At 52.8% G+C, this 22,631-nt stretch carries 22 protein-coding genes; 11 read left to right on the top strand and 11 right to left on the bottom strand.

The window, feature by feature from the left end:
• Positions 1-179 precede the first annotated feature (179 nt).
• The 3 genes from ABEB25_RS03625 to ABEB25_RS03615 all read right to left on the bottom strand — a co-directional run bounded on the left by ABEB25_RS03625 (position 180) and on the right by ABEB25_RS03615 (position 1,695).
• Positions 180-533 carry a DUF1553 domain-containing protein gene (locus tag ABEB25_RS03625; protein ID WP_345735020.1) on the bottom strand — a complete coding sequence of 118 codons (354 nt, stop codon included), beginning with the start codon at positions 531-533 and terminating at the stop codon, positions 180-182.
• Positions 534-719: 186 nt separating this feature from the next.
• Positions 720-1,079 (bottom strand): hypothetical protein, encoded by a 360-nt coding sequence (locus tag ABEB25_RS03620; RefSeq protein WP_345735019.1) that lies wholly within the window; start codon positions 1,077-1,079, stop codon positions 720-722.
• Positions 1,072-1,695, bottom strand: coding sequence for a nucleotide-binding protein (locus ABEB25_RS03615; RefSeq protein WP_345735018.1), 624 nt, complete (start codon positions 1,693-1,695; stop codon positions 1,072-1,074). The genes ABEB25_RS03620 and ABEB25_RS03615 overlap by 8 nt, the downstream gene beginning before the upstream one ends.
• A 747-nt stretch (positions 1,696-2,442) precedes the next feature.
• On the opposite strand from ABEB25_RS03615, the gene ABEB25_RS03610 reads away from it, so the two are divergent.
• On the top strand, positions 2,443-3,645 hold the full coding sequence (locus ABEB25_RS03610; protein ID WP_345735017.1) for a replication initiator protein A: 1,203 nt from the start codon (positions 2,443-2,445) through the stop codon (positions 3,643-3,645).
• Here the strand turns inward: ABEB25_RS03610 and ABEB25_RS03605 are convergent.
• Both ABEB25_RS03605 and ABEB25_RS03600 read right to left on the bottom strand, forming a co-directional pair.
• Positions 3,619-4,497 (bottom strand): hypothetical protein, encoded by an 879-nt coding sequence (locus ABEB25_RS03605; RefSeq protein ID WP_345735016.1) that lies wholly within the window; start codon positions 4,495-4,497, stop codon positions 3,619-3,621. The genes ABEB25_RS03610 and ABEB25_RS03605 overlap by 27 nt on opposite strands.
• Positions 4,494-6,050, bottom strand: a complete 1,557-nt coding sequence (locus tag ABEB25_RS03600) for a type IV secretory system conjugative DNA transfer family protein (RefSeq protein ID WP_345735015.1) — start codon at positions 6,048-6,050, stop codon at positions 4,494-4,496. The genes ABEB25_RS03605 and ABEB25_RS03600 overlap by 4 nt, the downstream gene beginning before the upstream one ends.
• A gap of 282 nt (positions 6,051-6,332) precedes the next feature.
• Here ABEB25_RS03600 and mobF point away from each other — a divergent pair, with 282 nt between their 5' ends.
• From mobF to ABEB25_RS03585, 3 genes are read left to right on the top strand one after another with little or no spacing between them, the layout of a single operon-like run.
• The gene (mobF, locus tag ABEB25_RS03595) at positions 6,333-9,677 is read left to right on the top strand and encodes a MobF family relaxase (RefSeq protein ID WP_345735014.1); all 3,345 of its coding nucleotides are present in this window, start codon (positions 6,333-6,335) and stop codon (positions 9,675-9,677) included.
• 6 nt (positions 9,678-9,683) lie between these two features.
• A complete protein-coding gene (locus ABEB25_RS03590; RefSeq protein WP_345735013.1) occupies positions 9,684-10,118 on the top strand; it encodes a hypothetical protein in 435 nt (144 codons plus the stop codon).
• The gene (locus ABEB25_RS03585; RefSeq protein WP_345735012.1) at positions 10,118-11,431 is read left to right on the top strand and encodes a WD40 repeat domain-containing protein; all 1,314 of its coding nucleotides are present in this window, start codon (positions 10,118-10,120) and stop codon (positions 11,429-11,431) included. Before ABEB25_RS03590 ends, ABEB25_RS03585 begins: the two co-directional genes overlap by 1 nt.
• A 33-nt stretch (positions 11,432-11,464) precedes the next feature.
• Here the strand turns inward: ABEB25_RS03585 and ABEB25_RS03580 are convergent, their stop codons facing one another.
• From ABEB25_RS03580 to ABEB25_RS03570, 3 genes are all read right to left on the bottom strand, one after another.
• Positions 11,465-12,253 carry a type II secretion system protein gene (locus tag ABEB25_RS03580; protein ID WP_345735011.1) on the bottom strand — a complete coding sequence of 263 codons (789 nt, stop codon included), beginning with the start codon at positions 12,251-12,253 and terminating at the stop codon, positions 11,465-11,467.
• A gap of 272 nt (positions 12,254-12,525) precedes the next feature.
• Positions 12,526-12,735: a hypothetical protein gene (locus ABEB25_RS03575; protein ID WP_345735010.1), complete on the bottom strand. Its 210-nt coding sequence runs from the start codon at positions 12,733-12,735 to the stop codon at positions 12,526-12,528.
• Entirely contained in the window at positions 12,732-13,634 is a 903-nt protein-coding gene (locus ABEB25_RS03570) for an ArdC family protein (RefSeq protein WP_345735009.1), read from the bottom strand. The genes ABEB25_RS03575 and ABEB25_RS03570 overlap by 4 nt, the downstream gene beginning before the upstream one ends.
• A gap of 532 nt (positions 13,635-14,166) precedes the next feature.
• Between ABEB25_RS03570 and ABEB25_RS03565 the strand changes: the two genes are divergently transcribed.
• The 7 genes from ABEB25_RS03565 to ABEB25_RS03535 all read left to right on the top strand — a co-directional run bounded on the left by ABEB25_RS03565 (position 14,167) and on the right by ABEB25_RS03535 (position 18,971).
• A complete protein-coding gene (locus ABEB25_RS03565) occupies positions 14,167-14,442 on the top strand; it encodes a type II toxin-antitoxin system Phd/YefM family antitoxin (protein ID WP_345735008.1) in 276 nt (91 codons plus the stop codon).
• Positions 14,439-14,762 carry a type II toxin-antitoxin system RelE/ParE family toxin gene (locus tag ABEB25_RS03560; RefSeq protein ID WP_345735007.1) on the top strand — a complete coding sequence of 108 codons (324 nt, stop codon included), beginning with the start codon at positions 14,439-14,441 and terminating at the stop codon, positions 14,760-14,762. Before ABEB25_RS03565 ends, ABEB25_RS03560 begins: the two co-directional genes overlap by 4 nt.
• Before the next feature lie 380 nt (positions 14,763-15,142).
• Complete coding sequence (locus ABEB25_RS03555; protein ID WP_345735006.1) at positions 15,143-15,499, top strand: hypothetical protein; 357 nt, start codon at positions 15,143-15,145, stop codon at positions 15,497-15,499.
• 81 nt (positions 15,500-15,580) lie between these two features.
• A complete protein-coding gene (locus tag ABEB25_RS03550) occupies positions 15,581-16,657 on the top strand; it encodes a hypothetical protein (RefSeq protein ID WP_345735005.1) in 1,077 nt (358 codons plus the stop codon).
• Positions 16,658-16,884: 227 nt separating this feature from the next.
• Complete coding sequence (locus tag ABEB25_RS03545) at positions 16,885-17,328, top strand: excisionase family DNA-binding protein (protein WP_345735004.1); 444 nt, start codon at positions 16,885-16,887, stop codon at positions 17,326-17,328.
• Between the two features lie 115 nt (positions 17,329-17,443).
• Complete coding sequence (locus tag ABEB25_RS03540) at positions 17,444-18,037, top strand: DUF6088 family protein (protein ID WP_345735003.1); 594 nt, start codon at positions 17,444-17,446, stop codon at positions 18,035-18,037.
• Positions 18,027-18,971: a nucleotidyl transferase AbiEii/AbiGii toxin family protein gene (locus tag ABEB25_RS03535; RefSeq protein WP_345735002.1), complete on the top strand. Its 945-nt coding sequence runs from the start codon at positions 18,027-18,029 to the stop codon at positions 18,969-18,971. The genes ABEB25_RS03540 and ABEB25_RS03535 overlap by 11 nt, the downstream gene beginning before the upstream one ends.
• 481 nt (positions 18,972-19,452) lie before the next feature.
• Here the strand turns inward: ABEB25_RS03535 and ABEB25_RS03530 are convergent, their stop codons facing one another.
• From ABEB25_RS03530 to ABEB25_RS24435, 3 genes are all read right to left on the bottom strand, one after another.
• The gene (locus tag ABEB25_RS03530) at positions 19,453-20,202 is read right to left on the bottom strand and encodes a hypothetical protein (protein ID WP_345735001.1); all 750 of its coding nucleotides are present in this window, start codon (positions 20,200-20,202) and stop codon (positions 19,453-19,455) included.
• A 543-nt stretch (positions 20,203-20,745) separates the two neighbouring features.
• On the bottom strand, positions 20,746-22,245 hold the full coding sequence (locus ABEB25_RS03525) for a helix-hairpin-helix domain-containing protein (RefSeq protein WP_345735000.1): 1,500 nt from the start codon (positions 22,243-22,245) through the stop codon (positions 20,746-20,748).
• The gene (locus tag ABEB25_RS24435) at positions 22,164-22,460 is read right to left on the bottom strand and encodes an SOS response-associated peptidase family protein (RefSeq protein ID WP_425571959.1); all 297 of its coding nucleotides are present in this window, start codon (positions 22,458-22,460) and stop codon (positions 22,164-22,166) included. Before ABEB25_RS24435 ends, ABEB25_RS03525 begins: the two co-directional genes overlap by 82 nt.
• Positions 22,461-22,631 lie beyond the last annotated feature (171 nt).

Genomic DNA, 22,631 nt, shown 5'->3' with positions numbered 1-22,631 from the left:
GGGTGTATCGCGCTGGAGGGGCGGCGCGTGGGCGCGGGGGCGGGGATCGGGACGGGCGATGGGTGCAAAGCTTCGGTTTAGCTGCGTGCGAGGAACTCATGGCTCGCCCAGAGGCTCTGGCAGAGGGCGGCCCAGCCTTGTGCGGCATCGGGTTACGTTTTCACAAACTTGAGTGCGGCCTAGATCTCGGCCTCGGTGGGCGGGCGGTTGAAGATGCGTTCGTAGGCGAGCTTCACGCGATGCGGCTCGCTCTTCGGGCGGTCGGTGAGGAGGCGCTGCGCGACGAACTCGGCGGCTTTCATCACGCAGGGGCTGTTTAGCAGGTAGAGCGACTCCAGCGGCAGATTGCGCATCACGGGCAGATAGATGGAGCGATGCGGCGAGATTTGATCGAGCGGACCGCGATTCTGCGTCTGCACGCCGGTGACATAACCCTCGCCATGCATCGCGTCCGCGGTGCCGGTCATGGATAAACTCGGCAGCCGCACGCTGGATGATTTCGGATTCACGGGACATTCAAAGGGATGTTCCATGAACCCGCGAAAGGTGGACAAAGTTTTTTGCCGTTTATCACACCACGGCCGATTGTGCCAGCGACACGCGGATACAACTCCTACATCACCCTCCGCGCTGCCGCTTCATCGTGTTCCGCCCCCCAAGCGCCTATGTCATCTGAGATTGTGGGCGCATCGCAGAAGCAATAAATCCAGTTAACACATCTAATTATTAATGTAACCCGCTTTTTTCAACCATTCTGTTAATGCCTCGTTCACAATGTCCTGAACCGCTGCCCGTGATCTGCGCTCGATCTTCCGGTCGGTTGAAGCCCTCAAAAGTGCCGCACTGATGTGCGGCTCGACGCGGGTATTCAAACCCACCATTCCGATGTGAACATGTGTCGATGCAATAACCTCTGGTTCAGGAGCGGTAATCATTTCCTTCTTTGGTCGTGAGGCAGTATTTGATCTGTCCTGGTTGCTGTCCTTTTCAGGGATTATTTTAGAAGCCTCTGGTGCATCATTGAGAAAGGCCATTTCCTCTGGAGTTAATCCATCATCAAGTGTTCTGCGTTTAACCACGGGTCATCTCCTTCATGAGTTGCTGCATTTCGTGAGAAGCCACGAGCGCTGAGGCTCCCATTTGCCAGACCACTTTCGCCTGCCCTGCTGCATCGACAAAGCTCTGGCGCTGCGAGAGTCCGGCCAACAAAGGAACACCGAGCTTTTGTGCAGCGCCGAGCATTTCACGGCTGAGGCGACCACGTTTTTGCAGTTTGTTCGGAATGATAGTTCCAATAGGAGGACCCTTCCGAGATTTTTGGGCTTCACGCAGCAAAACCACGGCTTTGGAAGCTGCGCGGAGATCGAGAATGGATGGCCCACAGGGAAGAAATACACGGTCTGACCGCAACATGATCGCCCGTGTGGTTGTGGAAAGCCCAGCGGGACCATCGATGACGATGTCATTAGCGTCAGTCGCCAGTTCTGCGACTCGACGAATTATCTCCTCCGGTTCGGACAGTTTTTCGAGCTGAATATCCAGATCGAGTTCATTGATCCACTGCGAGGCGGAAGATTGAGGATCAGCATCAATGAAAATGACTGTCCGTTTCTTTTTGACCAGCCAAGCTGCTAAGTGGACGGCAATCGTCGTTTTGCCAACGCCGCCTTTAGAATTTGTTAGACCGTAAATCATACGGTCATCATAAATGAATGTGATTGGCCTCGGAAGCTTCCTGAGCTTTTGCATCCTCCTGAAGCTTCGTATTTTGGGGTCGGTTGCAATGTTGCAACACCGCAATCACGTTTGCGAGCTTGCGAGTTTTCTCGCAAAGGTTGTAATTTGATTACTGGAGGTTGAGTTGCCCTCCTCTTGGCGTTGGCAGGCGAGCCTATCTTATGGCTTGCCGCCTGCCAGCGGCGTTTAAGTGTTTAAGAATTAGTTTAAATAGGTTTCAGGTTACGCTAAAGCCCAGTGGCTCAATGTTTGAGGGTGATTTGAGTCGCTGGCACCCCGATAAAGGGTCGTTGGTCCCCCGATGGTAAGGTCGTTACCACCCCGACCTCTGGTTGCTGGTCCCCCGATACGGTCGTCAGCCCCCCGATATCAAAGGTCGCTGGTCCCCCGATAGCAGGAGGATATATCCTGAATGGGCGAAAAGTCGCTGGCACCCCGACAGGGTGATGATATCCCACGAACACAGGCGTTTTAAGCCCAAAATGATAGGTTTTTGGCACCTAACGGCAAAAAGGATACATCCAGAATACCTGAAAAGTCGCTGCCACCCCGATATGTTTGTTGTGAAATCTTCACGGAGTCGTTAGTCCCCCGATATCAAGGGTCGCTGGCACCCCGATAACAAAAATGCCACACCCAAAACACCAAAAAGGTCGTTAGCCCCACGATATTGTTTTTCTAAATGAAGTATGCTATGCCCATGTAATGGGCAGGAAAATCGAGGGTGGAATCAAGGAACATCAAGACCTTACACGGTTTACAGTTTCCGCTGCCGATGTCGCTGCAAAAGACCAGATAGACTTGATGTCGCGCAATTGGTTTAGTTTAGTTCCGGGCAGGACGGAGCCTATTGATCACAAATATGTGGATCAGAAAACTGGAATGACTGAGTCAGTTCGGATTACAGGAAGCAGAGAGCATGGAGGTATCGCCACGATCCATGACCAAGACTTGCTGCTATTTGCCATTTCCCAATGGGTAGATGCTCAACGCCTGGGCCTGGCAACATCCCGAAGGATTCACTTCACGCCGTATCAGTTCTTTGCCTGGTTGAAAATAGCTCCCCACGGGACAGCCTATGACCGACTCAAGGACGCGCTTAACCGTTTGAAAACGACCAATATTCAGACCACGGTTCGCGCCGAAATTGGCAAACGGACACGAAACCGAATTAAACAGTTTTCGTGGATCACAGAATGGGAGATCACAGAGGAGCAAGGCGAAGTGCGCGGCATTGAGGTGGTACTCGCTGAATGGTTATTTGAGAGCATCCAGAACTTTCATGTCCTGACTCTGGATAAGCGATATTTTGAGATTCCTGGGGGAGTGGAACGCTGGTTGTATTTGTATGCCCGTAAAGCCACCGGAGGAGGTGCTGGCATTTGGAAAGAGACGTTCAAAAGTCTTTATCTCAAATCGGCTTCCCAGCAGGAATACAAACATTATGCCAGCACGCTGAGGAAGCTGATCAAAAAGAATGAGCTTCCTGGGGTTCGCCTTGAAAAGGTCAGCTCCGTTCAAGGCAAAGATATGCTCTTGATGGAGAGGACGGATAAAAGACCTCTCGCGGAGAAATTGCCCGCTGCTGACCGGGAGGTGCAAATGGCATTGATTGAGAAAACGCCTCTGGAAGAGGCGTGGGAGAACGTTTTGGAAATCCTCAACAAACATCTTGGGGATGCGACGGTGAATGCCTGGATCAGGATCTTGAATCTGGTCGGCTATGAGGATGGCACCCTCACCTATCGCGCATCGACACAGTTCATTGTCGATACCGTGGAAATCCAATACAAGCCGAGGCTCATGCAGGCATGGGAGAGCTTGGGTTACGATCTGAAAGCCATCCGCTTTGAGGTGAAGTCATCGAAGAAAGGGTCCAGCTCAACCGTGGGTTCGGCGAAAAAATGAAATCGCTTCATTGAGCTGTGCGACAAGTCCTTCATCTGAGTCGAGATCCTCATTTGGATCAGGATGAGCTTGCTTGATCAACTTATCGTAATTCCGCTCCGCTTCATCCAAACGATAAGGAGGCATCAGCCTCAAAACCTGGGCATGCTGCCTTTCTGTGATTTCGTGAGCTGCTGAACGGGTGCTGGATCTGGCGCGGCGGATTTTAGCTTTCCCGATAGGTTTGGGGGCATCCACTGGGGTGGTGGTGGGTTCATCCTCGAAAATGTCTTCAGCATCGTCTCTGGAGTCTTTATGCCTCTTTTTCTGGCGAACCTGGAACCAGTAGTTGAGCAACTCTTTGACAGAAAGACAGGGAGCGGTGAAGACGAGCCAATAAGAGAGATGGCGTTCTTTAACGACCACGCCCAGAAAAAGGCCTGCCAGGAAAACAAAAATCGGCTCGACCCAGATATGCCATTTCATCTCGAAATTCGGTGTGCAAGGTCTGCCGAGCATCCGCAGCACCCGAAGCGTATGCGGTGTGCCTGAGTCATTATCATGTGCTCCCCCGCGGAACAGCTCACCGAAGAATGCTCTGAGCATATGGGTGAGATAAAGGAAGATGCTGGCCGCGCCATAGAGGCACATCAGACGATATTCCTGCCAAACATCCTTTTCCTTCCAGGCATAAATGAAAAACAGCACGAAGGCCCAAGCGAAGGCAAAGAAGACGCTTTTTGGCCGCAGGTAGGAGTAGCCGAAGGAACTGCGCAGAAACACGATGACCGTCATCGAAATGCAGTGCAGTGCCGCGCTGACAAATGGCACCCGCATTTGCAGCGGCGTTTGTGGGGATTGCCTGTCCTTCATGAATAAAGCTGGGGGAAGACATGCCGGATAAAGTTCTGCGTTGTCTTGGCGGTTTTGCTGGCGGTAACCCAACGCCGCCCTCCTTGGAAAATGATGGCATCGACCTGCAAATCACATTCCTCCCCGCCTGTGCGCAGCATGGTAAACTCCTGGGGCTGAATCAGATACTCAAAGACCTGGCTGCCCCCTGCACTCTGGTTCATCCCTCCCCCGCCTCGGGCTCCGGTCCCCTCGGACATGCCACCATAAAATTGAACCTGCCGTGTTCTTCCGATGGAGTCAGCCGCCCAATTATTGGTGGTCGGGTCGCCATTGGCGTGGAAAATCTTGGTCTGGAGATTGCCCAGAAACGTCTCCGCCTCGGCCCTGGAATTGGCACCGGAAAAGGTGGCCAGGTAGCTGGGCAGATTTTGCGTCAAGTAAACGGTGCAAGCCCGCGAGCTGCGGGCGGTGCTTTGGAACAAAGCGTCATAAGAATTGACGAAGAACTGGGATTCGTCCGCCCAAAGAAAAACCGGCCGGATGGTTTTCTCTGCCTGAGCGCGGGGAACGCCTGGCGGGATTCGGCGTTCGACAGCCCTCTGCCAGACGAATTTGAATAGCACCTGGGCGAATTGGCCCAGCTCGTTGTATTCCTTCACGGGCAGATTCAAAATGATGATCCTGCCGTTAAAGCTGTCCTCTGGGGTGAAATTGAGATCCGTGCAGAACAGATCCCGAAGCATGCCGCGCAGGAAACAATCGGCCATGCTGGTGAAGGTGGAGACAATCACAGAGCGGGTTTCGATGGCCAGGCCTGGAAACTCCTTGAGCCAATAATCCCGCGTCAGTTCGTAATCCTGCATCCTCCCCTTTTCCTTGGCTTTGTCTCTGGAGTGCTCGATCAACGTGAAGCAGACCGAATCAGCCTGCCATTTTTCGTCTGCGGCCTCGGCAATCGAACGCGGTGCGGTGGCGATGATTTTATAGAGCGATGGCAGGTCCACATCGTCAGCCGCCAGGATGGCCAGATCAATGGCGTTGCGCAAAAGTTGTTTCAAAGTTCGCTGCCAATAGCTGTCATTGCCCCCGCCCTGACCATGCCTCCGGTCTGAGGCCTCGAGGACGCTGCAAAACAGATTAACAAGATTTTCCGTATGCCCTGCCCCTATGCCTGGACGCCTCAGCTCATACCGGAGGAAGTTGAATTTGAGCGGTGCGCCCTGCTCCACAATGAGCAAATCTGTCTCTCTCCCTGCCTCCTTCGCGTATTGTTTCCAGGTAAGCACCTCATCGGTTTTTGCCGTCAGAACCAAGCCTCCCAGATTGGCTTCCATGAAAGCGCGGGCGATGGCCTGCCCGCTGCCTGAGGATTTGCCGGAACCTGTCCCACCGAAGATCTGCACCCCTTCAAAGGCATCCTTCATCAGCCACAAATTCTCCCTCTGCCGGTTCTTGGCGTCGGGGCTGAAATCGAGAAGCTCCTCGTCATTATCCGGCCAGTCTTTGACGACCTGCTGGGTCGGATGCCCATGGCCAGTTCGACTATTTAAAGGGGGCGGAGGTCGGTCCATGCGGCAAAATGGGTCGAATTGAATCTAGCTGGATTGGGGCCACTGGGCGAGCTGAATTGACATCCTAAGCTGTGCTTAGGGGAGATGTCTGAATGAAAAAAATTGCAATATTGCAACCTCGCAACATCGCGAGGTTGTCTGCTGGCAACGGGGCAATCTCTGTTGTGATGTTGTTACATTGCAACATCACTTGCGACCTCTCAACGTAGCAATCTTTCAACCCCGCATGCGATTTTACTCGCAAGAGTGGAAGCGAGTTTTTTCTTCTGATAGGGTGGTGGAATGTTACGAGTCGTGTCTCATCAGAGCGCGGCGGCTGCCCGCCAATATTATGCCGAAGGGCTGAAGCGAGAGGACTATTATTCGGAGGGGCAGGAAGTCGCGGGCAAGTGGTATGGCAAGGCGGCAGAGAGGCTTGGACTTTCTGGCGGGGTTACTCCTGAGGCTTTTGCAGCCCTGGTTGAAAACCGTCATCCGACGACTGGCGAGCGGCTGACTCCGCGAACTAAAGCGGACCGGCGGGTAGGTTATGACATCAACTTTCATGCGCCAAAAAGTCTCTCTGTGCTGCATGCCCTCACGGGTGATGATGACATCTTGAGGCTGTTCAGGTCGGCAGTTCAAGAGACCATGACCGAGATGGAAGAGCGGGCAGGGGCAAGAGTCAGGCGCTCCGGGGCGGCGGTCAACCGCACCACCGGGAATCTTGCCTGGGCTGAGTTTGTGCATTTCACTGCCCGTCCCGTGGGGGGCATTCCCGACCCTCATCTGCATGTCCACTGCTTCACCTTCAATGCCACTTTTGATGGGGTTGAGCAGCGCTGGAAAGCCGCCCAATTCGGCGACATCAAAAAGGAGGCTCCATACAGTGAGGCTGCCTTTCATGCCAGACTGACGGCGAAACTGGCGGACATCGGCTATGGCATCCGCCGGACGAAGGCAGGCTGGGAAATCGAAGGCATCCCTCAATCTGTCATTGATAAGTTCTCACGCCGGACGGCTCAGATTGAGCGCTTTGCGGAAGAAAAAGGCATCACAGATGCCAAATCGAAAGATGGGTTAGGGGCTGCCACCCGTGAGGGCAAACGGCATGGTATGACCTATACCGACCTGCTTGCCGCCTGGGGAGTGCGTCTGACAGAATCAGAAAAGGTCATCATCTCGAAGGTGCGTTTCGACCGGGACGGGAATCGCCCTGCGGAGAAAATCACGGCTTCTTTGGCGGTGGATTACGCGACCGAGAAGATGTTTGCCAGAAATTCCGTGGTCGAGCAAAGGCGGCTGGTTGCTGAGGCGCTCCGCTATGGGGTGGGGCAAATTACCCCGGAGCAAGTTTGGCGGGAATTGTCTCGCCGGGAAATGGTCGTGGGCAAGGTGAAGGACACGGTTCTCTGCACCTCTTTAGACGTGTTGGCTGAGGAGGTGGCTTTGATCAACTTTGTCCGGTCTGGTCGGGGCATGTGTGCCGCCATCAACAAAGGCGGAATCCATTTTGGGAATGAGAAGCTGTCGGCTGAGCAAAAAGGGGCAGTCCGCCACATCTTGGGCTCAACGGATCAGGTCATTGCCATCAGGGGTGGAGCTGGGGTTGGCAAGACCACACTCATGAAGGAAGCGGCTGAGCAAATAGAGGCGAGTGGACGCCGCGTCTTTGCTTTTGCTCCCTCGGCAGTTGCATCACGCGAGACGCTGCAAGAGTCTGGTTTCGCTGGGGCTAACACGGTCGCGCATTTGCTATTGAACAAAAACCTGCAACGCCAGACGCGGGGACAGGTCATCTGGATTGATGAAGCGGGTTTGCTGGGTGCCCGTGAAATGTGGGAACTGATGCAGGTTGCCGGAAGCTCCACCAGGATCATCCTGACAGGCGATAGTGGGCAGCATGCGCCTGTCGCTCGTGGGGATGCCTTTCGCCTCCTGCAAAAATATGCCGGACTGAAAATTGCCGAAGTAACCGAAATTCGCCGCCAGGAAGGCGAGGTCTATAAAAAGGCGGTGGCGGCATTGAGCCGGGGCGATTTGCCAAATGCCTTCATGAGCCTGGATAAGCTTGGCGCCATCATCGAGGTGGCGGATGATGGCGAACGATACCGGGCATTGGCGGCGGACTTCATGGAATTGAGCCGCAAAGGCACCCCGCCACTGGTGGTGTCTCCAACTCATGCCGAAAGCGCCAAGGTTACAGATGCCATTCGAGATGCGAAGCGCAGCGCTGGGAAACTGGGGGAGGAGCGCAGTTTCATCCGGCTGCATAACTTGCAGTGGGAGAGTGCAGACAAGAAGCGGATGGAGAATTACCGCGAGGGGCAGGTCCTTCAGTTCCATCAAAATGCGCAGGGCATCCGCCGTGGGGAGATATTTTCTGTTACAGGACGCTCTGAAAACGGTATTACCTTGGTAAGGTCTTCAACGGGTCGTGAGATGCCGCTGCCGATTAAATTCGCGGAGCGATTTCAGGTCTTTGAGGAACGCGAAATCCGTGTCGGCAAAGGTGAGCAAATTCGAATCACACGTAATGGAAAAAGCGCCAATGATCGTAGGCTTAATAATGGCAATGTTTTCACGGTCGAGAAGTTCAAAAAGAACGGCGACATCGTGCTTTCAAACGGCGCTGAATTGGACCGCAACCACGGACACTTCACCTATGGTTATTGCCAGACTTCGCACTCTTCACAGAGCAAAAGCGTTCGCGACGTTTTGGTTGCACAAAGCGAGGATTCCTTCGTTGCCAGCTCACGGGAGCAGTTTTATGTTTCCGTCAGCCGTGGCAAAGAGAGCATCAGGATCTACACAGACAGCCGCCTTGGACTGCAAGAGGCGGTCGGCAATACAGCGACCCGCCAATCGGCGCTGGAGCTGGCAGGGATAAGCAAACGCGATATTTCCTCTATGAATTCTGACCTCCCAAACAAGCAGTGGCGCGAGGTCGTCCAGAGTCGCAAGGCTGAGGGGGAGGCTCGCAACCATGTGAAAAACCTTCTGGATGCACGTAAGCAAGATGTGTCGAAGAAAGATGCCGATATGAGCTGGCGGCAATATGTCGAGATGCGGCGCGGGCTGGTCAGTGCAGATGGTCGAAGCCGCTCCAAAGGTCATCCGCAAGGGACCGAGAAAAAGAGCGTGAACCTCGCCAACAAGAGGCGGAGTTTTCTCCGCCCGACTGAGCAAAAAACTTCGACCAAAGAGAAAATGCAGGCAGGGAAGGAGACCAATAAAAAATCTCCTGAGGTCGAAAAGAAGCCAGAGCCTAAAGCTGAAAAGGGCGAGGCAAAGCAGGCGACCAATCCCCGCCAGAACCGGCTTGTGAACGCCTACAAATCGGCTGTTTCCCACTTCAAGGAAAAGACGGGCTGGGATAAGGCTGTGGCTCCAGCCAAAAGCGCCAACGACAACCAGCAAAAGAAGGCAGGGCCTACAAAAACGGCGACCCAGGGCATGGCAAAGCCGGTGCAGCAAACTCAGGCAAAGCCAAAAGCGTTGCAGCAAAGCAACTTGTCAAAAGTTGCTGACCATTCGACGAAGCAAAAAGCCGTCGAGGCTAGCAAGGCAACTCAGCAAGCTGCTAAGGTGGCACAGGAAGTGAAACAGAAGGCAGCAACTCCGCCGCCGCCAACTCCACGCAAATAAAGAATTATGGCTTCTGACACGATTGAAGAGATTCTGAGACGAAAGCAGGCTGAAAAATCTGCGGTGCCTGCATCCCAGCCGACAGAGCAGGAGGATAAGTTTTTCTCGATCCTGGTGGGTGAGACCAGTCAGGAGCATTTCTTTGAGATCCAGACGCGGGACGGGCTGCGCACCTGCTTTTCATATTCAGACATCATCTGGATTGTCTATGACCCGGATAATGGGCTGAACATCGAGTTTGGCGGTTATCTGGTAACGATAGAGGGAAGAGGGCTGGTGCCGAGGTTGTTTGATGGCATCAAACAGAAGCGAGTCGCCTGGGTGAAGGAAGCGGACCACGAACTGCAGGACCATAAAGAGAACTCGACTTTCATTTCAAAGATCACGATTACCCCGCCGAAGGGGTTTGCAGAAGACGAAGACGAAACCCCCTCCGAATAATGTTCAACTGGCGCTACATCAAAGCATTCCCCAAAGTCGCCTTGGTTCTTGGGGTCATCGGAATCAGCACAGCCATATTTTCATGGTGGTGGCTGTTTGGCACTCCTGAAAAGCGAGAACAGGCTGTGGTTCAAGAAACGATAGCCAAAGAAGTTTTGGCTGAAAAGGTGGCTGTTGTTGAGGAGAGAATTGACCGGCTTTTCCTGGCGGATGACGACCTCTTTGATGTCGATACAGGGGAGGTGCTGTTCAAGGACTGGATCTCTGAGGACAGACCCAAGGATCTGTTTTATGACAAGGAATCGAAGAAGCTGCTGGCAACCTTTCCCCGAGGAATCGCCCGTTACGGGATGGATGGAACACAGGAGGCGGCGCTGAGCACTCGCTATACGGTGGGGTTCACCGATGGATTCAAGCAGGCCATGTATCCGAAAGCCAAGGATGTATGGATGGCGGATGTGGATCTCTTGGCGCTCAAGCTGGTTAATGAGCGTCAAATCACCACGATGGGCATTTTTCTGGAGCAGTATTTCGCTGAGAACCTGATCATGGCGACCGACAAGGTGATTGCGGTCAGGAACCTGAATCAGCAATTGCGGGTCAATCTGGAAACAGGCGAGGTCAAGCCGACTCGGATCCCGACTGACGGAATCCAAAAGAGGCGTTCACCTGATGGCAGGGTGCTGCTGGGGCAGCAAGGCAATGAGGTGTATCACTATGACGTGCAGACGGATGAGGTTCTCAAATTCCCGATTGGGAAAAGCCAGGTAAGAGATGCACAATGGATTGACGGTAATCGCTGTGCGTTGCTGGTGGATGGCAAAAGCCTTGCCATTTTCGACAGAACTACTGGCAAGTTGCAGACAGACAAAGCTCTGCCATTGCCCTGCAAGGCTGTCATGGCCCCTTCACCGACTGGGCAGCGCCTCTTCTGTGTGAGCAGTGCCGGATTGCGGCTGTTGGATTTGAACACGATGGAGTTTGAGGAGATGCCAACCGGTGTGGATATGTTTGTCTGGCTTGATGATGAAACGCTGATGTATCCGCGAAATGTGCCCGATTCGAGCCTGCGCGGAACTTGGCTCAAGAAAGTGGGCAAGCCAGAGCAACGCATCACACCTGAGCCTTGCTTGGTGGAGCGCAATGCTGGCCCGGTGTTTTTGGTGATGAAGTCAGTGGGTCAGGTCGTGTTTGTAACGCGGCATGGTTTGAATCGCGTCAAACTGGATGGCAGCGATTTTGCAGAAGTGGCAAAGACCACGCGTCCGCCAACCAGACTACTCGGAATCAAAGAATGGGGCGAAAAGCTGTAACCTTTCGGCCTATCATAAATTTTTGATTAATTATTAATTTTTATTTAAGCGCAAGCGTAAATTACAAGCATTTTTATTTGAAGATGTTATATCATAAGTAGCGTTATCGCTGTTGCTATTGCCAGTAACACATCCTGGGCCGCCCCCCATATTGTTCCATGGACCAGTCATAACTGTTACGGCTCCAGCACGAGGCCTGCCATCATCAAGTTTTTTATCTATAGCGAGTGTAGTCATGGCAGAGAATGCGTTATGACTAGCGCTATCAGCGCACATTAAGTCGCTTGCGGAGGGGTGTGAGCAGACATTCAGATATGTTGAAATGTCGTCATTTGGGTTTGCTGCATAAACACCAGTATCGGGTTTTTCATTATATGCGGCTATTGGAACATTAATTCCTGGCCTTCCGTCATTTGCCGTGAATATGTAGTTCTCCTCTACAAAACCTGCGTCAGAAACATGTTTCCAAAAAGCGGCAATCTCTGCGTTAAAGTTCCAACCCTGGCTTTCGCCAGAAGGTCCACAACCTGACCAGCACCCCCTAACCAGTCCAGAAGCATTTCCGGCTGGGGTGAACATCGGTGAGTCTCCAGGCAGATACTTGAATTTGCTTTTAAAATTCATTATTAACACCTCAAATTGCTGAAACTGCCTTATCTGTGCATTGATTCTTGCTGACTCAATCAAGCTCTGTCCAATCAGCACCCCACCTATAAGCAGACCGATAACAACCAGCACAATGGACAGTTCAACGAGCGTGAAGCCCTGACGTGATGAACGATGATTTTGCAAATTCCCTCTCCTGTGAGGGAAGTATAACAAACTTCGCTTTGCGAAGTCAAGCTGCCGCATCCATGCGGCCACCCAAGGGCGGGGCAGGGCGGGGACTCCACCAGGCCTTTGGCAAAGCGAGCGAATGAGAGCGGTGCTTCTGTTGCCGGGCATCTGCCCCCGTCATTAACGATATGACCGGGGCAGGGCTTCGATATGCAGTTGCAGCTTCCTGCCATGCGCCATGTTGCAGGAAAGAGACACGACGCGGTGATAGATTTTTACGCTCCCCAGATGGGGAGCGGTGATTTGCACAACGGCGTTCATCGACTGGCTGAGGTTGTGCGATTGGCGAGGATGCCGCGCACCGTGGCTGCTACAACTGCCACGGGTTGGCGCATGGGGTCGCCTGTCCAGCCAAGGCAGGCGGCCCGAATGGCGAGCTGGCTTTCCAGCTCGTCAAACTCGGCATCGCTCAAGCTGACAGATTCAATCAGCTCGGCATCATCGAGGGGGAGAAGTGCCGCGCTCATGGCTGCACCTCCGGTTGAATGTTGAGGATGTGGTTAGCTGCCTTTTGCGCCTGAGAGGCTGCGCGGATAACCCAGCCTTTGGCGTCCTTGGATTTGAGAGCGTTTATCCAGCTTTGCAGGTAGGCGGCAGAGTTGGCGTGTTCATCTTCCATGATGCCTGCATGGGCATTCAGGAAGGCTGCGGCCATCTCGGCAACCAGTTCTTCCTCGGCATAGACTTTGCGGGCGGTGTCGCCTTCCGCATCAATGCCTTTATTCTCAAGCAGGGACGTTCTGGCAAGCCGTGAGGCGTGGCCGGTGCTGTGAGCCAGTTCATGAAAGAGGGTTGAGAAAAGTGCCTCCTCACTGCTGAAAAAGCCGGGCTCCGGCATGTGAACGCTATCAGTTGCGGGACGATAGCAGGGGATTGCGCTGCCGTAACGGATCACTGGGGGCTTCGGCATCCCGGCGATGATCTCGCGGGCGCGGTCGGTCTTTTCAGTCAGAGAAAGCTCCGGCAAGTTCTCCGGGGCAGGGAACTCGATGCCTTCGATCTGCGAGGCATGGAACACGGTGTAGCCCATGAGGAAGCGGCGTGTTTCGGCTTCTTCCTCGTTCTGGGCTGGCGCGTCTTCATCCTGCTTCGTGTAGGTGCCGTATTTGACGACAAGGGAACCGCGTTCGCCTTTGCGCACATGCCCGCCAAGCTCCTTGGCTTGAATGAAGGTGAGGAAGTAGGGCGAGGTGAAGCGGTGGCTTCCAAGCAAAAAGACGTTAATGCCCTGATAGGCTTTGCCTGTGGAGAAATTCCGGGGGAATCCGACCTTGGAAAAATAAGGCGACTTCCAGGGGGCGATGCCCTGTTCGAGCTGGGTGATGATGCGGTCTGTTACTTGTTCATAGATGTCTGATGTCTTCATGTTAGTTCCTCCTGTTTCGGTTTTGCGAAAAGCACGCACGCGCGCGCAAAACCTACCGACCAACCGCCGGAGGAACGGGCAGACAGTCATAGGGAGGGTTCAAAGGAGGGTGCCCTTTAGGGACAGCCTTTGGATGCCCTTGACGGGCTGAACGTCTGAAGGCTTCAGAGCCGCCGAGTGATGAAAAAAACGGGGCGGCGGCAATACCTGCCGTTAGGCAGGAAGGATCATCATGGGATGAAGTGAATGAGCAGTGGACGGCTTTGCCGGGAGCGTATCAGGCAGCTTCATCTGGTGATGCAGAAGGCTGCAATGGCGTGGGCTGGCTCTCCTGCGCGGTAGCGGTTTTGGAGAGACTGCCTGCGCCATGCGGTGGGCGAGGGCGTTACGGGACACTTCCCGTTAGAATGGGTAGCGCCGCACAGCGTAGGTGCGAGGGAAAGGCTTTTCCCTCCGATGGCTTATGAGAACTTGCAATTCACCCAAAAATATGGTAACATGAAATTCAATGCTTATTTAGTGGGGTTCACAAATGACGATTCACATCCAGGACATACACCCGCTGACAGAATTTCAGCGTAACGCCAAAGCGCATCTTCTGCGGGTAAACAAAACAGGCCGCCCTGAGGTATTAACGGTCAATGGAAAGGCTGAAGCCGTGCTACTGGGCAAACGCTCTTATGAGAAAATGATCGAGGCTATGGAGGAGCTGGAGACACTTAAATCCATTCGTCAGGGCCTGACAGATATGGAAGTCGGAAAGACGCTTTCTGCGGCTGATGTGCATCAAACATTGCGAGGGATGTGAGCTTCCGGGTTGAATACTCGCTCCATGCGCAGAGTGAGCTTGTGGATGCTTATCTTTGGATCAAGGAGAGGGCACCTTTGGCTGCGGAGAAGTGGAGAGAGGAGCTGATTGGGAAGGTGGACGAACTTGCTCTGAATCCACTTCGGCATCCAGTGGCCCCGGAGAGCGAAAAGTTTGCCCGTGAAATTCGGCTGCTTCTGTTTCGGAAGCGGCGAAGCCAATTCAGGATTTACTACACCATCGACAAAAAGCGCGTCGTGATCCTGTCAGTGCGACGTTCTGCGAGAAAACCCCTGGAAGAAGGCGATCTGGAATTGTAAAAATGAGAGGCGTTTTCATTTATGATGAGCGGAAACAAGCTACGGGCTCAATGGACAAATCGACCACCGGGGATGCAATCGCTCCTGCGCTTCCTGGGAGCGTTGTCGAGAAGAGCAGCAAGATCATAGCCATGACGGGATGGCGGCTTAGCCACAAAAGATCAGGATTCTCTGCGATTCACTTGTCAGGAATTCACGGACGATAGACAATTCTTAGTCTTTAGGCGTATCTGCTATTTTCAGATTTAAGAACTTGATGATTTATTTCTTGATAGGAGGTCCAACTTTTGTCTTTTATTTGGAAAATTCCTAATTTAAATCTCTGGGAGATATCACAGATCTCACCTCAATCCATCACCTAGTTAATAGAAACTGAATTCATGGCTAAGAAAGCATCGACGAAAAAAATAGCTGCTAAAGCCACTACGAAGAAAGCAGCCGCACAAGAGCGTGTCTCCAGGGTGGAGGTTAAACCAAAGGTTGTCCGGTCTATCGTGCGTGTAGCAGATAATGTTAATCCTGCGAACCCGATGACGATTGATGTTGTGAATGGGCGCGAGAGTGTGAAACTTTTTGACGATTTGAAACTCGATGATGACAGGCGTGGTCGACTCAAGGCGAGCTACAACCGCATCATCGATAGTTACCAAGGTGTGCGTATAGGAATTCAGGAGGCCAGAAATTTGAAAACCGTGGGCGAGGCTATCGCTCTGGTTCACAAAAAATCCAACGCCTGATCTTCATTTCATTTCGACCAAGAATTGTTGGCTGAATAGCCCTAGAAATCATCCTGACGAACATCGATGTCTAATTTCATCATGAAACCATTTCAATGCGGCTGGTTATTGCTTCTCTGCATCCTTCACTTCCCAGCCTGGGCTCAGCTTGCTGAAGATTCACGATTTGATCCGGAAATGTCCTCTCTCATAAATGAAGAGGAGCGATTGCTGGAGGATCTGAAAAAAGTTCAGGAGAAGATTGAGGAGTACCGGGCAGCCAAATGGAAACAACTGCATCCGGACGCCAAGCCGCCGCATACCCTAACGCCAGTATCTGACAGTCTGGCACGAAAGGTGGTCCAGTGGGGACAGAAGTGGAATTTGAAGGTTGCTGAGAATTTGAAAGACAAGAACAAGGTTAATCTGCCAGCCACTTTCAATTATTCCATGCCAGCGGGTGGTGAAGATACTTGGGCGGTAGATGGAGGAATTTCCGTAAACCGCGACTTGGGATCAGACTTTATGTACGGAGCATGGGCAGACTATCACTACAACGAAGCCGCAGCGAATTTGAAGGACACATTCCAGGCGGGCCTTTCGCTGGACTGGATCATCGGCAATGAGAGTGCTGAAGAGACCCATTACTTTCGTTCAACTTTTGGCTTCAAGAGAGATAACAAAATAGGCGGCGAGGGGATAGGAGCTGATTTGAACTATATACCTTACTTCCCGGAAATCTGGATCGGCCGGGAGCTGGATCTCAAGCTCATGAAGGTGATGCTGGCTCCCATCGTTGGTGCTCAGATGGCGACTGGAAACGGCGCGCAGGGGTTCGCCGATGGTGAACGATATTCCGTGCGCGTCGGATTGGGAATATCAGCCAGCATCTTGCCTGACATGCTAGGCAACAGACTGACTGTGGATTCTCAGATTGTTTATTGGAATAATGTTTCCCGAAGTGGTGCCTTTGACATCTATGACCGTGAACAATGGTCGTGGACAACGGGCCTCACCTACTGGTTGTTCACGCCTGATATAAAAAGGGCGCGCAACACCATTTTGGATCAGAGAGATCAACACTTTGGCATCACAGCGAAATACACGAGAGGGGATAATCCAGACGAAGGGTTTATTGGATCGGATTTGATGACCCTCGGTTTCGCTGTGCGGTTCTAAAGTAGCGCAGGAGACCGGCGACAGGTAAGGTTGTTGAGAGGGTGTTCCAAATCCAAGCTGCTCGAATATGACGGGCGAGGGCGTTACAGGAGACCTCCCGTTAGAATGGGTAGCGCCGCACAGCGTAGGCGCGAGGGAAAGGCTTTTCCCTCCACCAGCCGTTTCATTTATTTCAGATATTGCAATTGTTGCAGATGTGTGATATGATGGCGAAAAGGAAGGTTATTATGCTCACACTTAACGAACCGCTCGTCCCAACGGAAAAGGATGTGCTTATGGCGCGTGAATCCCGTCGTCAGATTGGCAGCATGAAGTTTGGAAAAAGAGATTCCATCGGAATGCAAATTGAAGGTCAGGAGGTCTCGATTCCTGTCAGTGCGTTTCGTTTGCTGGTGGAAGCCATCAGTGGGATGGCGGATGGAAAGACCGTGGCGATGATGCCGGTGGATGAGGAGATCTCACCTCAGGAAGCGGCAGAGCTTTTGAATGTGTCCCGCCCTTATGCATCAAAGCTGTTTGATGAAGGAGCGTTTCCAAGCCGCAAGGTGGGAACGCATAGACGCGCCTATACCAGGGATGTGCTGGCTTACAAACAGCGCGAAAAGGAAGCCCGACTCAAGGCTCTGGATGAACTGGCGGCAGAGGGGCAACGCCTCGACATGAGGTATTAATGACATCTGCTCAGCAACTCGTATCAAAGCGGAAGATTGATTCATGTTGCATGGATTTTGGATAAAATGTCTTGCAATCTGGAGAGCAGTTTGATATGATGGTTATGAGGTGAAAATGAATAAACTGGATGTTTTACGCAAACACCTAAAGCCTGGGGTGGTGTATCGTCGTGAAGACCTGGCGAGGTGGTCAACTGCCGTGGACCGACACATCAAAGAACTTGTGGCCTCGGGTGAGTTGGTGAAGCTGGCTCCTGGTTTGTATTCGCATCCAAAGCAAACTGCATTTGGCAAAGCGCCTGCTGACAACGCCAGCGTCGTAGCTGCGTTTCTGAAAGATGATCGTTTCTTGATCACATCCCCCAATGCTTACAACACCCTGGGAGTCGGAGCTACGCAGCTATATAACGAAACCGTTGTGTATAATCACAAACGCCACGGGCATTTCACGCTGGGTGGGCGCAGTTTTGAATTCCGTCGCAGGCCGTCCTTTCCGAAAAAGATCTCTGTGGAATTCCTGCTGGTTGATTTGGTGAACAATATCGAACAACTGGCCGAAGATGGAGCTGCATTGCTTTCAAGGGTCAAGGAAAAGGCAAGGCAGGTAAATCGCACAGCCCTGCGTCAAATCGCCCATGAATTTGGTAGGGTGCGCACACGCAAGTTTTTCGATGCTGCGATGATGGAGGGGACTCGTCATGCCGGATGATTTTTTGCATAACCACAAGGATTTCGCAGACCTCATTCGCATCGTTTCAGATGAAAGGGGGATTGCGGCTGTTCTGGTTGAGAAGGATTATTGGATCATGCATTGCCTTTATGGTCTCCAGCAGCTTGGGATGCGCTTTGAACTGAAAGGCGGAACTTCCCTTTCAAAAGGCTTCGGCATCATCAACCGTTTTTCGGAGGATATTGATATTCGCATTGATCCGCCTCCACATCTTGAGGTGAAATCAGGCAGGAACCATGACAAGGAAGCTCATGTCGAAAGCCGTAGGCGCTTTTATGACTGGCTTTGTGAGGCCATTAAAATAGACGGCATCCATGCGGTAAATCGCGATTATGAATTCGATGACACGAAGCTCCTTCGCAGCGGCGGAATTCGACTGTCTTATCAAGAGGTTACTGGCATGGCGTCCGACCTCAAGGACGGCGTTTTGCTGGAGGTCGGCTTTGATGATGTAACCCCGAACGAGGTCAGGGACATCAGTTCGTGGGCGTATGATCATGCGGTCAGCATGGTAAAACTCATTGATAACCGTGCCATGGGCGTGCTGTGTTATAATCCTGGTTATACTCTGGTAGAGAAGCTCCAGACGATATCAACGAAGTTCCGCAAGCAGCAGGAGACAGGCGATTTCCCTGCCAACTTCCTGCGCCATTATTATGATGTGTACTGCCTGCTCGGTGAGATCTCTGTTCAGGAATTCATCGGAACGGATGAATATAATGCACATAAGGTGAGGCGGTTTCGTTCTGAAAACCGCGACATCACTGCAAACGAAGCCTTCATCCTCGGTCCTTCGGAGGTCTTCAGCATTTACGAGAAGGCATATCAGAGTACCCAATCACTGTATTACCAAGGGCGTCCCAGCTTTGCTGAAATCCTTCAGCGAATTCAGGAATTCGCGAAAGCTCTGTGAGCCGTATGTCCAGTGCGGCGAATACGCCTCTTATTCACCGCACTGGATGCGGAGAATAATGCTTTGGCGGAGGCTTGCAACAACGTCGGCCAGGCCCTGTGTATCCCCGCTCAACTGGGCGGGCATTTCAGGAGCGGACGTAACCATAGCCGATGCAAAGACTGGCGACAAGAAAGGCGGGCGAAGGTGGGCAAAGTGGTTGCTGTCTTGCATGGCGTGGTTTGGTCCAAGAGGAGGAGGGGAGCAAGCTGGCCTTTTGGCGGAGAGTGAAGGGCTTGCCCCGAACGAGCCGATGAATGGGGGATTGCTCGCGGTGGCAGTGCGGAGCTGGTTCGAAAGCATTCCGGGAATCATCGCGCTGAATGCCTGTTCCCTAAGGCTGCTGGAGGGTAGCTAGCTTCACCTGGAAGGCTGATAGCGAAACCGTTTGATGAGAATCGATACCAGCCATCCTGTTATGGCTTTCGGCGAAGAAGCCACGCTATTGCGGAATCTTCTCGAAGATCATGCACACGTCATGCAGACCCGGGATAAAGCTGCTGCGATAGACCTTGCGGCTGCTTGACGCCCCGTGGCTGAATCGAATGATGTCAGTGCAGTGCTGGCGTAAACCTGCCTTGAAGGCGAGTTCTTTGGTGTAATGAACCAGCGGGATGAAACCGGACCTGTCGTTATAGTCGCCCATGAGGATGGCAAATTTGCCATTGGGCTGGAGGGACTCTGCACAGCATCGGATGAACGAGGCATAGCCTTCCAAGAATTCAGGAAGGGAGTCTGTTCGCGAGAGATCCCGTGAATTGACGGTATAGAGCTTTTGTCTCCAGTAAGGTGGGTGAGCCCAGATGAAGTCAAACTTGGCACCATTGAGTTGCTTCTCGTAGCAGGCTGGGTCGGTGGCATCAAAGCCATAGCGGATGTCCAGCGAAGTGCATGGAAGTGAAAGCTCTTTGCATACGTCGGCACAAGTGCCGCTGCCGGTCATCGGGTCGAGCACATTTCCGGGTGAAAAGTAGGTGATGAGATCCCGAATCAGCATTCCTCCGCAATTGCCGGGATAGCGGCGGTCCCCGTATGCATCCCTGTCATTGTTATGATAGAGGCTGGTCAGATGAGGGACGGGGCTGCCATTGATAGGTGCGTCTGGCAGTCTCGCATATACGGCTTGTTTGGTTCTTGGCTGATGACGTGTTCCGGCATAATGCGGGTTCACGATGGCTGATGAAAATGTCATGATATTCTCCTTTTGATGTCGGCGGACCTGCGGCCCGCCCGGTTGATTCGAGTGTTTATTTCGCTGGCTCTGAGACTGTGCGAAGGGTGATGCGCCCATCGAGAGGGACTGTCTCAATCTGGATGTTGAAACCTTGTCCGTCGGAATGCGCCCAAGCGCTGCCAATACGCGTCCAGAATGATTCATTATTGGCTCTTTCGCGGACGTGATAGGCAACGTGAGTTGGTGATTTGCCTGTCGCCTGTTTTGGTTGTGTTGATTGTGTCATGATAGTTCTCCTTTCTTGTTAGTGGCTGCGCCTGTCGCGGCCTTGATGGCAGTGCATAAAAAGTCCTGCTAGACTGGAGCGCAGCGTGGCGGGCAAGACAGATAATTGGGGGCGACCTTCAGGGGGAACCGATTATCTGTTTGAGCGGCCCAGTGAGGGCTTTAGCTTGCCAATCAGGATGGTCGTGCAGCGCATTCAACGTGGTTAAGGTGAACGCTGACACTCAGTCCTACACACCACTAAAGGGGAGAATCACCTCATGACTTTCGCCATCTTTACGAAGATGCTTTGGTCATCTGGATGTGCCTGGCTTTCTCAATGCGTTGCACAGCAAGAGTGAATCCTGCTTGGTTATCGAAGGGCGTTACCTCGGCCGTAACCTGAACAATCGGATAGCGCACCGTTGCCAAACCGTAGGCGCGGTATGCATCAGCAAAGATTTCACATTCAACAATGCCTGACCTGTCGCAAATGGAGATGAACTTCATCGGCTCACCATTCTCTTGGAGATGCGAGCGGCTGACGATAATCAGACCGCAAACGGTTACCTTCTGGTGATGATAGCGGGGCAGTTCGGAGATGGGGCAATAGGTATCCCAGCGGATATTTGGATGGCAATCCAGCGGATGGCCGCTCACTGTGTATCCCAGCAGCTCGGTTTCATCTTGCAGCATTTGAAGGATGCCAGGTTCCTCCCGGAACTGAGCACGTATGGCTTCTTCCTTGGTATTGAGGAAGAGCCAATCTGAATCAATAGCGGCATCACGCGCTGAATGCAGGCAGCGCCAAAACTGCTCGATCCTGGTGCCCCCCAGACTGTCAAAGGCACCCACCCGGATAAGATCGAGGGCTTCTTGTCCTTGGGGATGCACCCGCTCACAGAAATCGCGCACGTTTTGAAACGTTGCTTTGCATCGTTCTTTGCGCCAGCGAGCAAGTGTTGTCTCACTCAAGCCTTTAATGCTCCGCAGAGGAACGCGAATGGATTTTGCTAAAGCTGGCGCGTGGGTTCCGCTCGGCGTATGCTCGGGTTCGACCGTGAAGGCATGGGAGGAAGCGTTCACGTCTGGGCTTAAAAATCCAATCCCAAGCCGCCTGCATTCCAAAGTGTAAACCAGCGGTGAATAAAAACCCTTACCATTGGTTAGGACGCATGCCATGAATTCAGCCGGGTGGTAGCGCTTGGCATATGCGCCTTGATAAGCTTCTACCGCGTAGGCGGTGGAATGGGCCCGGCAAAAAGCGTAGCCTTTAAATCCTGCTACTAGATCCCAGACATGGGCGATGCTGTAGGCATCACGAGAGCGAGCTTTTGCTGCCGCCATGAACTCAACTTTCACCTCCGCAATTTTGGCTTCATCCTGCTTTACCAGGGCACGGCGCAGAACATCAGCGCGGCCTCCTGGTAGTCCGGCAAATTCTTCGCAGATTTGGAGGATATGCTCTTCATATGCGACAACCCCGAAGGTTGAGCTCAGCACTTTTGACAGACTTTCATGGACATAATCAACGGGTTCAAGCCCCTGAGCCCGGCGTGCAAACTGGGTTTTTTTAAGCCCGTTTGCGGCACCTGGTCTGATGACTGAGACGATAGCGACCAACCTGTCGATGTCCCGCACATCAGCCATGCAAGCCAGGCTGGTCATGGCCGGGCTTTCGATATGATGAACTCCACGTCCATTGCCACTGGCAATCATCTGCCAGATTTCAGGATCGCTCCAAGGCTCGGCATCAGTGTTGCGTGGTGGGTCCTCGGTTCCTCCAAATGCGGGCATTCGTAGGGCTCAAGAAGCGCCCGTAGATCCGCTTCCGGAAGTTCAGGCCTCAGCCAGTTTGAAATGGCATCTCCTTCCAAAACCAGCGGGCTACGGTCGTGGAATTTGCTCATATAGGTTCCAGGAGGAGTGGTAACCACGCTCATTGAGGTGATGACCGGCTCTTCCTGGTCATCTGCGGCATTGCTCTCCCAAACATCCCAGATGCCAGCCAACCATAGCGGCTGGTCGTCTGATCTGTGGATGTAGTAGGGAGTCGGTATCCGTCAAGCCAAGCGCCGTGGGATCATAGTCGATCAGTAAGAGGCATAGACATAGGCTATGGCTCTTATGGATGAGTCATCAGCAGCGATATTGAAACGTGATGTGGTGGGGCGTGTGGTGAT

It is taken from the genome of Prosthecobacter algae (assembly GCF_039542385.1).
Taxonomy (GTDB): Bacteria; Verrucomicrobiota; Verrucomicrobiia; order Verrucomicrobiales; family Verrucomicrobiaceae; genus Prosthecobacter; species Prosthecobacter algae.
Note: the sequence above shows the minus strand (reverse complement) of the source record. Positions and strands in the feature narration are given on the sequence as shown.

What these genes read in the sequence shown, in the direction of transcription:
- ABEB25_RS03610 (WP_345735017.1), top strand. Translation starts at nt 2,443, where the DNA reads ATGGGCAGGAAAATCGAGGGTGGAATCAAGGAACATCAAGACCTTACA.
- ABEB25_RS03605 (WP_345735016.1), bottom strand. Translation starts at nt 4,497, where the DNA reads ATGAAGGACAGGCAATCCCCACAAACGCCGCTGCAAATGCGGGTGCCA.
- mobF (WP_345735014.1), top strand. Translation starts at nt 6,333, where the DNA reads ATGTTACGAGTCGTGTCTCATCAGAGCGCGGCGGCTGCCCGCCAATAT.
- ABEB25_RS03535 (WP_345735002.1), top strand. Translation starts at nt 18,027, where the DNA reads ATGCCGGATGATTTTTTGCATAACCACAAGGATTTCGCAGACCTCATT.
- ABEB25_RS03540 (WP_345735003.1), top strand. Translation starts at nt 17,444, where the DNA reads ATGAATAAACTGGATGTTTTACGCAAACACCTAAAGCCTGGGGTGGTG.
- ABEB25_RS03590 (WP_345735013.1), top strand. Translation starts at nt 9,684, where the DNA reads ATGGCTTCTGACACGATTGAAGAGATTCTGAGACGAAAGCAGGCTGAA.
- ABEB25_RS03550 (WP_345735005.1), top strand. Translation starts at nt 15,581, where the DNA reads ATGAAACCATTTCAATGCGGCTGGTTATTGCTTCTCTGCATCCTTCAC.
- ABEB25_RS03575 (WP_345735010.1), bottom strand. Translation starts at nt 12,735, where the DNA reads ATGAGCGCGGCACTTCTCCCCCTCGATGATGCCGAGCTGATTGAATCT.
- ABEB25_RS03555 (WP_345735006.1), top strand. Translation starts at nt 15,143, where the DNA reads ATGGCTAAGAAAGCATCGACGAAAAAAATAGCTGCTAAAGCCACTACG.
- ABEB25_RS03565 (WP_345735008.1), top strand. Translation starts at nt 14,167, where the DNA reads ATGACGATTCACATCCAGGACATACACCCGCTGACAGAATTTCAGCGT.
- ABEB25_RS03525 (WP_345735000.1), bottom strand. Translation starts at nt 22,245, where the DNA reads ATGCCCGCATTTGGAGGAACCGAGGACCCACCACGCAACACTGATGCC.
- ABEB25_RS03570 (WP_345735009.1), bottom strand. Translation starts at nt 13,634, where the DNA reads ATGAAGACATCAGACATCTATGAACAAGTAACAGACCGCATCATCACC.
- ABEB25_RS03585 (WP_345735012.1), top strand. Translation starts at nt 10,118, where the DNA reads ATGTTCAACTGGCGCTACATCAAAGCATTCCCCAAAGTCGCCTTGGTT.
- ABEB25_RS03615 (WP_345735018.1), bottom strand. Translation starts at nt 1,695, where the DNA reads ATGATTTACGGTCTAACAAATTCTAAAGGCGGCGTTGGCAAAACGACG.
- ABEB25_RS03530 (WP_345735001.1), bottom strand. Translation starts at nt 20,202, where the DNA reads ATGACATTTTCATCAGCCATCGTGAACCCGCATTATGCCGGAACACGT.
- ABEB25_RS03545 (WP_345735004.1), top strand. Translation starts at nt 16,885, where the DNA reads ATGCTCACACTTAACGAACCGCTCGTCCCAACGGAAAAGGATGTGCTT.
- ABEB25_RS03625 (WP_345735020.1), bottom strand. Translation starts at nt 533, where the DNA reads ATGGAACATCCCTTTGAATGTCCCGTGAATCCGAAATCATCCAGCGTG.
- ABEB25_RS03600 (WP_345735015.1), bottom strand. Translation starts at nt 6,050, where the DNA reads ATGGACCGACCTCCGCCCCCTTTAAATAGTCGAACTGGCCATGGGCAT.